This is a genomic window from Flavilitoribacter nigricans DSM 23189 = NBRC 102662 (assembly GCF_002646595.1).
GTDB lineage: Bacteria > Bacteroidota > Bacteroidia > Chitinophagales > Saprospiraceae > Flavilitoribacter > Flavilitoribacter nigricans.
In genome coordinates, this window is the sequence record NZ_PDUD01000014.1 from 1 (window position 1) to 12,822 (window position 12,822).

8 protein-coding genes are annotated in these 12,822 nt (G+C 49.6%); all 8 read left to right on the forward strand.

Annotated elements, in window-relative coordinates:
• The coding region (locus CRP01_RS09100; RefSeq protein ID WP_222845680.1) for a T9SS type A sorting domain-containing protein at window positions 1-741 on the forward strand (741 nt) is incomplete at its 5' end.
• Window positions 742-955: 214 nt separating this feature from the next.
• Window positions 956-1,756 (forward strand): cohesin domain-containing protein, encoded by an 801-nt coding sequence (locus CRP01_RS09105; protein WP_099149721.1) that lies wholly within the window; start codon window positions 956-958, stop codon window positions 1,754-1,756.
• A gap of 34 nt (window positions 1,757-1,790) precedes the next feature.
• Window positions 1,791-6,830, forward strand: coding sequence for a cohesin domain-containing protein (locus CRP01_RS09110; RefSeq protein WP_099149722.1), 5,040 nt, complete (start codon window positions 1,791-1,793; stop codon window positions 6,828-6,830).
• 34 nt (window positions 6,831-6,864) lie between these two features.
• Window positions 6,865-7,788 carry a PorP/SprF family type IX secretion system membrane protein gene (locus CRP01_RS09115; protein WP_099149723.1) on the forward strand — a complete coding sequence of 308 codons (924 nt, stop codon included), beginning with the start codon at window positions 6,865-6,867 and terminating at the stop codon, window positions 7,786-7,788.
• A gap of 1,240 nt (window positions 7,789-9,028) precedes the next feature.
• On the forward strand, window positions 9,029-9,484 hold the full coding sequence (locus CRP01_RS09120; protein WP_099149743.1) for a DM13 domain-containing protein: 456 nt from the start codon (window positions 9,029-9,031) through the stop codon (window positions 9,482-9,484).
• Window positions 9,485-9,614: 130 nt separating this feature from the next.
• Window positions 9,615-10,466: a hypothetical protein gene (locus tag CRP01_RS09125; RefSeq protein ID WP_099149724.1), complete on the forward strand. Its 852-nt coding sequence runs from the start codon at window positions 9,615-9,617 to the stop codon at window positions 10,464-10,466.
• Window positions 10,467-10,636: 170 nt separating this feature from the next.
• Window positions 10,637-11,803: a helix-turn-helix domain-containing protein gene (locus tag CRP01_RS09130; protein ID WP_099149725.1), complete on the forward strand. Its 1,167-nt coding sequence runs from the start codon at window positions 10,637-10,639 to the stop codon at window positions 11,801-11,803.
• 104 nt (window positions 11,804-11,907) lie between these two features.
• Complete coding sequence (locus tag CRP01_RS09135; RefSeq protein WP_099149726.1) at window positions 11,908-12,549, forward strand: CatA-like O-acetyltransferase; 642 nt, start codon at window positions 11,908-11,910, stop codon at window positions 12,547-12,549.
• The last annotated feature ends 273 nt before the right edge of the window (window positions 12,550-12,822 follow it).

The window sequence follows — 12,822 nt, forward strand, 5'->3', positions numbered from 1 at the left end:
AACGCAGACTTCGTAGCGATCAAAGTTGGTGACATGAGCCTGGATGCGAAAGCAAACGCACTGACTGTTGAGACTCGTTCTAAGCAGGGTGTATTCGCACTGAACGTAGAGAACGTATCAATGAAAGCCGGTAACGAATACCGCGTAGCAGTAACTGCTGCTGAACTGGCTAAGCTGCAAGGCTTCCAGGGTACGCTGACCCTCGACAACAACAAAGTTGAGCTGGTAGACCTGGAATACGGCGCTGCAACTGCTGCTAACTTCGGTATGCACCTGGTTGACAACGGAATCATCACCACTAGCTGGGATGGTAAAGCTGAAAACAACGAGGTACTGTTCACCCTGGTAGTTCGCGCAAGAACTGAAGCTGAGTTGAGCAACGTATTGAACATCAACAGCCGCGTAACGGTTGCTGAGGCATACGGAAGCAACGACGAGCTGATGGATCTGGCGATCAACTTCGGTAACGGTGAGGTAGTATCTGCCGGCTTCGAGCTGGGTCAGAACGCACCTAACCCATTCCGTTCTCAGACGACGATCAACTACAACCTGCCAGAATCTGCTGACGTGACCTTCACGATCACTGACGCTGCTGGTAAACTGCTGCAAGTACTGCGTACTTCCGGCGTACAAGGCAAAAACGTTCTGACGCTTGAGCGTAAGGACCTGCCTGCAGGTGTGTTGTTCTACACGCTGACTACTGATGACTTCACTGCAACCAAATCAATGATTGTAGAGTAATCATCATCTAGCATAGATGGAAGGTAATTCTAAATTGCCTTCCATCTGCGCTTCGGCGCAGAGTGGCGGCTTCTCGTAAGAGAGGCCGCCACTTTTTTTGCAAATAATTGACGGTGAATGAGAAAAAGAATAGCTACAACATTAATTTTTTACTTTTTTTCGTACCTTAGCGCACGTAAAAGCCCTATGCTTTAGACCTACATAATCCCATGATATGAAACGTATTACTGTAAAGCAATTTATGCTTTGCCTGGCACTAGTTGTTTCCTTCCTGAATGCAAAAGCGCAAGTCGTTTCCTGCTATTTACCTAGTGATATTGCTGTCGATGCTGGTTCTACTTTTACCGTAGATGTAAGAGTAGATAGCTTTATTGATGTTGGAGGCCTCGGTATTTCTGTCAACTGGGATCCTACGATACTGCTGTTTAAAGAAGCGTCAAATGGAGGGCTGGAATTGAACGAACTCAGTGGATTCAACGAAGTTAAAGCCGAATCGGAAGGAAAGTTAGGATTCGGTTGGGTTGCTTCCAGTGCCGTGACGGGAATTACTTTGCCCGATAGTACTGTACTTTTCTCTATTAGTTTCGATGTAATTGGCGCACCTCAGGACACGACTTCCCTGAGATTCACCGATGACCCCATATTTTCGGAATTTTATACCTTAGAGCCCGCTATACTTCCCGCTACCTTTTCGGGAGCCTTTGTCAATGTAACGGGCACCAGCAACACCTACTACAACAGTGCGCCCGAAATAATCAGCCTATACCCACCTGTACCTAACCCTTTCTACGAAAACACCCTAATTAAAATTGATTTGCAAAAAGCAGCTCAAACCAGTATTAAGATCATTGATCAGACTGGTCGGCTGTTGTACGAGGACCAGCAGTTTTTAAGTGCTGGCCTGCAAAACATCCCCATTTCAAAGGAAATTTTTAATCAATCCGGGACTTATTATTGTCTGCTAAACGCTAATGAATTCCGGGTAATGCAAAAGCTTGTTTTTATAGACCGATAAATTATATTCCCTAACATCCCAAATCCCGTTTAAGATGAACAAAAAGTTTACTTGCCTGTTAACCGGGCTACTACTGCTGTGTGGCATAGGTAGCTCCGCCCAAGTTACTTTTAACATCTCACCCCAAGACATTACCGCTGACATCAATGATATGGTAAGCGTTAATGTAACCGTGGCTGATTTTACGGGCGTTATGAGCGCTCAATTTGCCATTGGCTGGAATGAGAATGTCCTAGAGTTTCAATCCATTTCCAACCTGAATGCAGACCTTCCGGGTCTCTCTACCAATAATATTGGAACTCCAGGTCAGGGTAATGTGGCGGCTAACCGAATTTTCTTCAGTTGGAACCATCCTAGTTTCATTAATACGGACCTTCCGGACGGAGCGGTCCTTTTCACTATTAACTATCTGGCTAAAGCTGATGGGGAGACTTCATTTGCTTTTGTCGATGATCCCCCAGGTATTGAGATCATCAACAGCAACGGCCAGGACCTCGTCTTTGCTTCCGAAACCCTGACTACGGTGACTATCGGTACCGGCGACGGTGGCGGGAATAACGGCGGTGGAGATAATGGTGGTGGAAATAACGGCGGAGGAAGTACCACCGACTGTACCTTCACCGGATTTGGGCTGAAATTTTCCGATCTATCCGGTGCCCAGGGCGAAGAGATCATCGTTGATGTTGCTGTGCAGGATTTCACCGACTTAGTGAGTATGCAGTACACCATCGGCTACGATGAGTCCGTACTGCAGTTCGTGGAGATCACGAACGTCAACCTGGTCGGACTGTCCGCAGTGGGCAACTTCGGCAATCCTTCTCCGGGAGCGATCACCGTATCCTGGGTTGACCCGCAGGCAACGGGCGTTACCCTGGCGGATGAAACCGTAATTTACAGCATAAAATTCACCGTACTGGACGAAGCTGCTACTACCGTAGTTTTGACGGATACACCGACTTCCATCGAGTTTATTCAGGAAGGAGCCGGTGCACCGATCGATTATATGTCCTGCGGCGGTTCGATCAACGAAGGCTCCGATGGCGGTGGTAACAATGGCGGTGGTAATACCGACTGTACCTTTACCGGATTCGGTCTGAAGTTTGCGAATATCAGCGGTGCCCAGGGCACGCAGGTGTGTATGGATGTTACGGTCCAGGATTTCACGGACATGCTGGGAATGCAATACACGATTAACTACGATCCGGCTGTACTGCAATTCGAATCTATTACGAATACCAACCTGACGGGCCTGACCGCCGGAGGCAACTTTGGTAATCCTTCTCCGGGTAAGATCACGGTTTTCTGGTTTGACCAGGCCGTTTCCGGCATCACTTTACCGGATGATACGCGGATCTATAGCATTTGCTTTACCGTGCTGGATGAAGCGCCAACCAGTATTACACTGGGCGATGATCCGACGGCCATCGAATTTTCCGACCTGAACAGTAGCGGTGCTATTGACTACAGTCTTTGTGGCGGCTCCGTGAATGGCGGTGGCGGCACCGGTGGCAATAACTGTGAACTTTCCGGTTTCGGAGTTGGTCTCGGAAATATTACCGCTGACCAGGGAACAGAAGCCTGTATCGATTTCACCGTTCAGGACTTTGATCTCATCACCGGTCTGCAGTTTACGATCAATTACGATCCGGCAGTGCTGGAATTTCAAAATGTTTCTAGTATCGACTTGCCCGATATGTCAGCCGGAGGGAACTTCGGTAACCCTTCTCCGGGTAAGATCACCGTTTTCTGGTTTCACCAGGCGACTACCGGGGTGACCAAAGATGACGGCAGCGTGATCTTTTCGGTTTGTTTCAATGTGCTGCAGACTACCGGTACCAGTATTACACTGAGTGATTCCCCGACGGCGATCGAATTCAGCCAATTCGGAGAATCCGGCGCTATTGAATACGATATCTGTCCGGGTTCGGTCAATATGGTGACCGGTACGGCACCGATCATCTCCAATGCTCAGGTGAATCCGACTACCTGTAACAATACTACAGACGGTAGTGTGACGCTGACCGTTGACGGTGGCGGCAACTACACTTACCAGTGGAGTAAAGGAACGGCTAACGGCAACACCGTTACCGGCCTGTCGAGCGGTCCGGTATCTGTAACAGTTACGGATACGGGAAGTGGATTGTCAACTACTGAGACCTATACCATTACCTCGCCTACCGCCATTACGGTGAACGCAAATATCGTTCAGGTAAGCTGTGTGGGAGAAAATAACGGTAGCATTGTGATCACGGCTTCCGGTGGTACCGGCAACCTGACCTACGCCTGGTCTCCGGGAGGAGGAACGAGTTCTTCCCTCAATAACCTGGCTCCGGGCAGCTACGGACTGACGATCAGCGATGCGAATGCCTGTACGACCGCTTTCGGCCCCTACGCAATCACCGAACCGAGTGCACCGATCTCTGTATCAGAAACTGTGGTCGGAGTAGATTGTGCTTCCGATGAGACCGGCTCCATTACGGTAGCCGTTAGCGGCGGCACTCCGGAATACCGCCTCGACTGGAGCGGTAGCTTGCTGGATAATGTACTGACTCAAAATAACCTGTCTGCAGGCACCTATAGCCTGACAGTTACGGATGCAAGAAATTGTTCCGAAGTTTTCCAATTTACGGTGGAAAGCGCCAACCCGGCCATTCAGATCACGGCTGTACCCGTCAACATTCCTGAAGGCGGTAGCGGTGCGGTGAGTGTAACCGCCAGCGGTGGAACCGGATCATTTTCTTATAGCTGGAGCGGGCCGAACGGCTTTTCCACTACATCTGAAGATCTTACCGGGCTAACGACTCCCGGAGAATATTGCTTGACAGTAACGGACGCTGCCGGCTGTACGGAGAGAATTTGTGTGAGAATCGGAAGAGAACTGGTGATCAGCAATTTTGTGATCACTCAGCCCTGCGATGGCGGATCCAACGGTGGAATCGACATCACGGTACAGGGTGGTGTAAGTCCTTACACTTTTAATTGGACCAAAAGTGGAACGAACGGATCATTCTCTACGGACCAGGATCTAAGCGGGATCACTTCCGGCACCTATAGTTTAACGGTGACGGACGCTAATAACGAATCAATCAACGGTAGCTTTGAGGTGACGGGCACTGCCCTGCAGATCGAGGCGGCCATTACTACAACCGCTCCTGGCTCCACTACCGGAGCTATTGCACTGGATATTCCCAACGACGCCGGCAGCTATACTTTAGTTTGGGATAATGGCGCTACTACTGAAACGATCTCCAATCTGGCGATCGGTCAGTACTGTGTGACCATCACCTTTGCGGGTGGCTGTACTTTTGAAGAATGCTACCAGGTAACCGACGAACCGTTCTCTATCGTTAGTCTGAACGGAACGGATGCCGGCTGTGCCGGAGATACCGACGGTAGCGTAAGCCTGCAGGTGAAAGGTGGCGTGAAGCCCTACTCCCTGAATATGGCCGGCTCCAACTACACCAGCAACAACGGTACTTTCCTGGTGGAAGGCCTTGCTCCCGGTGTGTACGATCTGGAGATCTCGGACGCCGGCGGTGCCAGCGAAGATCGCCAGATCACGATCGGCGAATCTACTTCACTGACTTACGACGCGATCATCGTTCACGATACGGAAGACAGTGGCTGTACGGGTAGTATCACCCTGCAGATCTCCGGCGGAGCCGCACCTTACACCGTGAACTGGAACGGCCAGGGACTGGTCGGTCAGCAGATCATTGTTTGTGGTTTTGAATACACGGCGATCATCACGGATAGTAAAGGTTGTTCCATTACTACCGACCCGATCGTAGTAACGACTTTCTCCGAAACGGCACAGATCACCAACGTTTCCTGTCCGGGAGAAGAGGATGCGACCATTGACCTGACGGTTACCGGTGGCAATACCGAAGCCGGTTATACTTTCGCCTGGCGCGAAACACAGGGCGGACAGATCATTTCTACCGACGAAGATCTTTCCGGTGTGGGTGAAGGTACCTACTACGTGGAGATCACCGAAGCTTCCGGCAACAAACTGAGCCGCAGCTACACCGTAGCGACTACTTCCGGTCTGAGAATTCAGGCCAGCGTAGAGTCTGACTACAACGGCTTCGGAGTAAGTTGTGTGGATGCAGCCGACGGTATCCTGGAAGCCATCGTGACCAATCCGGAAGGAATGGTAGAATACGAATGGTTGCTGGACGGCGGTGTTGTGGGCACTTCTGCCGTGCTGAACAACGCTGTAGGCGGAGAATATACCCTGCGCGTGATCGACGACAACTGTATCAGCGAGATCCCCGTTACGCTACCGGCACCACTGCCGCTGGAAGTAGTGGAACTCAATGTGAAAAATGTAGCTTGTGAAGGAGAGCGTGACGGTGCGATCGTAGTGGGCGCTACCGGTGGAACGGCACCCTACATCTACCGCTGGAGCAATAATGACTTCGGCAACGAGATCGACTTCCTGGGCGCCGGTAATTATACGGTGACGGTAACCGACCGGAACAACTGTTCGGCGGTACAAACTTTCGCCGTTGGAGAACCGACTCCACTGGAGGTAACGGTGATGACCGAACCGGCTACCAACGAGCTTGGCTCTGACTGTAATGGTTCAGTGCGGGTAATGGTAAGCGGCGGACAGGAGCCTTACAGCTACAAATGGATTAATATTAACAATCGCACGGAAAACATGATCACGAATCTGTGTCCGGGCGAATACATAGTAGAAGTATCGGATGCTTTGGGATGTCTGCCGACACAGGCAAGTGGCATCGTACGGGACCGGACTCAACCTTGCTTTTCTACACGTACGGTACTCACCCCCGGTGGTGATGGCCTGAACGACGCCTTTATCATTTTCTGCTCTGATGAGTATCCGCAGAACCGGTTGAAGATCTACAACCGCTGGGGAGAACTGGTGTATCAGGCGGACAATTACGATTGTACACAGTACGGTGGAGAGTGCTTTGTGGGTTACAAAGAAAACTCCAGTGAAGCACTACCCGAGGGCGCTTATTATTGGGTGTTGGAATACACCGATAATGCTTCGGGTGAGGAAGTCCAATTGCGAGGTTCACTCACGATCTTAGCTGAATAGTCCACATTTCCCAAAACTATTAACCGATTTTCCTATGAAAAATTTATTCGTACTCATTATATGCCTGCTTTCTTTCTGGAGCCTCTCCGCACAGGAAGAAGCCATCAACCAACATTATCTGATCAATCCCGTGATGCTGAACCCGGCAGCGGCCGGCTTCGCGGAACTGCATCAGTTACAGGTGAATGCCCGGGTTACCTGGACCGGATTCTCCAATGCACCGAAAACTTACTCTCTGTTGTACAACGGCCCGATCGGTAATGCTTTCGGCGTTGGCTTGAATGTGCAGTCCGACCAGGCGGCTGACCTGATCAACAACCGGGTCCAGCTCAACTTCGGATTCCGCTTCAACCTGCAGGACAACTGGAAAGTAGCCACCGGCTTTGCGGCCGAACTGCGCCAGGCACGCCTGACCTCCGAAGCGGTAGCAGCGGCCACGGTACAGGGTGGTGACCGCACGATCGGCGATTACGCGAACGGACGGGGCACCATCGATGCAACTCTGGGCTTGTATACTTCCTATGAATCCCGCGGTGGAGTGACCTTTGCCGGTCTGACTTTCAATAACCTGGTAAGAAACCGCCTGGACGGTATCGTTACACCGGATGAAAATCCTTCCGTATTTCAGTACTACACTTTCGTGCTGGGTCACGAATTCGAGCTGTATGACCTGAATGCGAAACTGGAGCCTTCACTGGCGATCCGCCAGATCCGGAATACCACCGAAACGGTTATGATGGACTTCAACCTCAAAGCCCGCTTTCTGGAAGATCAGCTGATCGCCGGATTGTCTTACCGCACGCTCGGTATTATGGGCATTCTGTTGGGCACCAAACTGGAAGGCCTGGACCTCTATTACTCTTATGATGTATCCTTCCAGGACTCTCAGCAGTACCATTCCGGTGCGCACGAGGTGACTATCGGCATTACATTCGGTAACACCGATAACCGACGGTAGGATAGGATAAATACTGCTTAAAACTAAAAAAGCCCCCTGATTGGAAGATCAGGGGGCTTTTTTATTGCAAAATGACCCGGTTTCACGGGTTTGGTACAATTCTTGCTGCATATTCCAGGAACAGGTTTAAGTTTCCGTTTGTATCTAATGGACGGGATTTTACTCATGTTCTAAGATAAAAGATATTGGTGTAGTTATTTGATGGCCTTTTTTTGGGTGTTTATCTTCGGATTGATACCCAATAGCCCCTCCGTCTTCGAAAGAAGACAGAGGGGGAAGGCCTTTTTAAAATCAGAGCGATCCGCTGCGAATAAGCGGAGAAAAATTAATAGCGGAGGGTAACTAAAATACCTAAAATGGGGTATTTACGATCCCCAATAATTCACTATATTTGTATGCACAAGCGGAAGCTATACCAAAGCCGATTATTTAAGTTTTGACCTCCCCTCCTTCAAGCCTTATGCAATATCGGCACACCTGGTTTCGTTTCCCATACCAAGAGCTATTCTACATTCCAAATCTTGAAATTATTGCCTTTTGCCAGGTTGTACGGCTTTCGAAAGTCACTTTCGGATGCCTGAGTATTTATGAATTGCAGCGTTAAATAGTTTGGAAAAAAATATATATAAATCAGATATTTTTTTTCGATTTTCGAAACCTTCCCTAATTCACTGCGTACAATAGCATATCTACATTACACACCAACCTGATAGAGGCTTTTCACTACTACCATTATTTTCGAATTTATTCACTGTATCGACCCGCTCGATAGTGGGACTTTTAGTGATCAAAATATAATGCGATCCGGGCTTAGGCCTGGCATCGTAAAGATTAAGGCGATTGGATTGTATGTGATTCACAAGAACCGTTTTCAAGTGTATACTTAAATCGGTTTTTGGGATGGCCTCCCTTCAAAGCAGACAGAAGGGGGGCTTTTTTTGCCTATACCCGAACGATCGTTCTCGCACTCATCTCCCGGATTTACCTCATCCGCTTACCTTTTTAGCTCAAAAATATTTCCCGCCGGATCGAATTACAATGTCATGGCACGGACATTAATCCGCCCTTTAATTATTAGGTGTATGTTTGTATGTATCTGAGATACAGTTATTTATACGCATTGTGATACTTTTGTCATAAGCTCGTGATCGTCTCGTAATACCTCAGCTTTAGTTTTGTAAGCATCAGGAGGACATCACCTCCGCGCTTCTTAATTATTGCTTATCAAACGAAAATGATCATGAAAACACAAGCATTCTTTTTTTCCTTATTACTGGTACTGGGTGTTACTTTCACAGCCTGCGAAAAAGACGGAGATACCCAGATCATTGACTCCAGCCAACCCGTTGGCGCATTTATGACGGATCGTTCCGGTGACTTTATTGCCCAAAACGGTACGCCCACTACCGGAATGGCTGCAGTCGGCACCGATGAAGACGGCAACACTTTCCTGCGATTTAACAATGAATTTACAACCGAACTGGGCACCGGCACCGTGAGTGTATATCTCTCCACTTCCGATGAGTTTAAACCCGATCCCGGTAATGGTAATCCGGACCTGCGTTTGATCGGAGCCGTTAGTCAGAACGGTGAAAACTATTTCAGGGTCAGCAGTTCCGTCGCCAGTCAGTTCTCACACGTTATACTCTGGTGCGGATCCGCCAATATCCCCTTCGGCTACGCCCCGCTGCAATAGCTAGGACGGCAAGATCGCCGACCACCCAATGATAAAACCAAATGGAACGCTTCCCGGCTATTTGTACCGCCGGAGCCTGCACTAAATAATTCCGGAAGGCAACTGCTGCCTTCCGGTAAATTTTCCTCAAATGTTGAAGCCATTATTTTCATTCCTCTTTTTTTTCGGCTTGCTGTACCCGGTACTGAATGCCCAAAGCGGCTGGACAAAAGCGAAAGGAGCCTGGTACGCTCAGACGACGGTGTCGTACTTTGCATCCGATCGCTATTATTCTACGGCGGGCAACCTCAATATTGGAAACACCTTCCGCAATTATACACTGAATGCCTACGGCGAATATGGCATCAGTGATCGCCTGACCGCCATCGTCAACCTGCCGCTACTCAAACTCCAGAACTTCAATGTAACGGAGACGGTAGCCGGGATCGGTGATCTGCAGTTTGGGGTGAAATACGGGATCGCAAAAAAGATCCCCATCGCTTTCAGTCTGGCGGTAGAAGTCCCAACGGATGACGGCCGCCTGTTTGCGAATGCCAAAGAAGTGAATGAACTGGGTATTCGGGAACGCATCAATTTGCCGGCCAGCGATGGGGAGTGGAATGTGCGTTCGGCGCTGGCGATCTCCCAGTCCATTGGCCGTACAACCTACGCCAGTTGGTACGGTGCGATCAACTATCGCACGGAGGGATTTACGCATCAGTGGCAGAGTGGGATAGAGGCCGGGCATCTGTTCTTCGATCGCCTGTGGCTGATCGGGAAATTGCAGGTTCAGGACCGCCTGTCGGACGAAGTAAACAGCAGTGTTTCATTTTTGTACGGCGAGGGAACGACCTATACCGCTTACCAGTTCAATTTGCTGTACCACCTGACCGACCACTGGCGGCTGACGGCCGCTTTCCACAGCTACACTGATCTGCTGGTAGCCAGGCGAAACATTTACGACGGCCGGACTTTTTCCCTGGGGATTGCCCTGGAGTATTAGGGCCGAAGATCTCTATTTGGTCGAAAGCACGTCAAAAAAAAGCGGATGGATCTGCCGTTTTCTGGCGGAGGTATTGTACTTTTTCCAACGATTATTCAGAAATTATTCCGATACGGCCGGCACGGTACGATGGCCGTTCTCAGGATCAACTCGTGTAAGCTGAGTATCGTATGGAAATTACCGCACCATCACTGGACACCTGGACTTCCGTTTTCCTGCTGGCCGCCGGGCAGGGACTCTTTTTGGCGGCATTGCTTTTTCAGAAGTACCGTAGGGGGCAGTTTTCCAATAGTTGGCTGGCTGCTTTGATCCTGGCATTTTCCCTGTTGTTGATCTTCAATGTGAGTTTTTGGACCCGCTACAACTGGGAATTCCCGCCCTTCAATCTGATCTATCCGGCCGTAGCTTACCTGATCGGTCCCTTTTTGCTCTTTTATCTGGACGGCCTGGCTGCGAGCCCGCGCTTTACGAAATACCGGTGGGTTCACTTTTTACTGCCGGGCATCGTACTGAGCCTGATGTTGCCGGCTTATTTTCAGCCGCTTTCCACCTTACAGACCGAGATGCAGGACCACCAGCTGATCGTCGCGCCTCTGCACCGCTGGGGACTGACCTGGCTGATCTCGGCCCAACTGATCATGGCCCACTTGCTGCTGTACGCGGTGCTGGTTTTTTGGTACAGTCGCCGGATCCTGAACGACGGACATAAGCGCAAAGGCCGGATGCTGGTCTCACGGGTGAACCTGCTGCGCTCACTTTTCAGTTTGTATACACTGGCTTTTGTCTCCTATTATATATTGGTGCGGATGGCGTTCTTCCGGATCGAGCACGATTACCTGATCTCCCTGGTGATGGCCGGTGCGATCTATTGTATCGGTTACCGCGAATATAGCCTGGCTGGTCCGACCGCAGATAGGGAAGTAGAGAAACCTTCGGCCGCGAAATACAGCACCTCCTCACTTACGCCCGGCGCACTGGTTTCCATTGCGGAGCGACTGGAAGCACATATGGAGCAGTACCAGCCCTATCGGGACAATGAATTGCGTCTGAACGATCTGGCGGATAAGCTGGACATATCACCCCATCATCTTTCCCAGGCCGTCAATGAGCACTACGGTAAAACCTTCAATCAGTTTATCAACGAATACCGGATCGAGGAGGCTAAAACGCTACTGGCTTCAGAAGCACACCGGCAAACCTATATTATTGAGATCGCCTATCAGGTGGGATTCAATAACAAGACGACCTTCAATCAGGCTTTCAAACACCAGACCGGCATGTCGCCGTCCAAGTGGCGCAACGGTCTGGCGGTCGGTAGTGGAAAATCCGATGCCTGATTGTACAAACCTACCGTATTTCTTCGCGGCTTATTGCAGCTAAATGCTCGTAATTGACAGAATAGTTCGATTTTTACGTTTAGGACCAACTGATTAAGCCCATCATGCGAAAGATCGTTTTTGAAGACGCTCACCGGCAAAAACATTTTGATTTTTTCCGGAATATGGACCAACCTCATTTTAATGTCTGTATTCAGGCGGATATTAGTGATACGCTGGATGCCATTAAAAAGGAGGGGCTCCATTTTACTTCCACGCTGGTCTATCTGGTGAGTCGTGCGGCCAACAGCATTCCCTGCTTCCGGCAGCGCATTCGTGGCGAAGAGATCGTCGAACACGCTGCGGTGCATCCCTCCTTTACCGTACAGACCCAGGTTTCGGAAGTATTCAGCTTTTGCTATGTGGACTACCAGCCGGCCTATCCACAGTTTGTGGAAGCAGTGCGCAGTGCTATCGACCGGATGCAGGAAGATCCCTCTTTCGAAGATGAAGCCCACCGGGATGATTATCTTTTCCTTTCTTCTCTGCCCTGGCTCCGCTTTACGGGGCTTACCCACGCCATGCACTACAGCCCGGTGGATTCCGTACCCCGCATTACCTGGGGAAAATTTTATAAAGAGGGGACAATCAGTCGGATACCGCTGTCCGTGCAGGTTCACCACGCTTTGGTGGATGGTCGGAACGTTGGCGAATTCTGTGAACTTTTTGAAGATCTGGCCGCCAATCCGGCTGATTGGGCCGTTTAAATGCTACTGCAGCATATTTTTTTACGTTCAGATCACATTTTTTTAATTGTACGATTATTTTGGCACAAACGGATGCAAGAAGAATTCTATTCTGATCACCTGTACTTTATCTGATTTTATTCCGATTTCTCGCTGCTTTACCGAACTGCTTACCTGGCGGATTTGTCCGTCATTCTCATTCATTGTTGAAAATCAATAAAATATGCAATATCTTTGCGATGGATTTAAAACTTAGTGTATCAAACACACTTACGGTCCTGCAACAAAAAACCT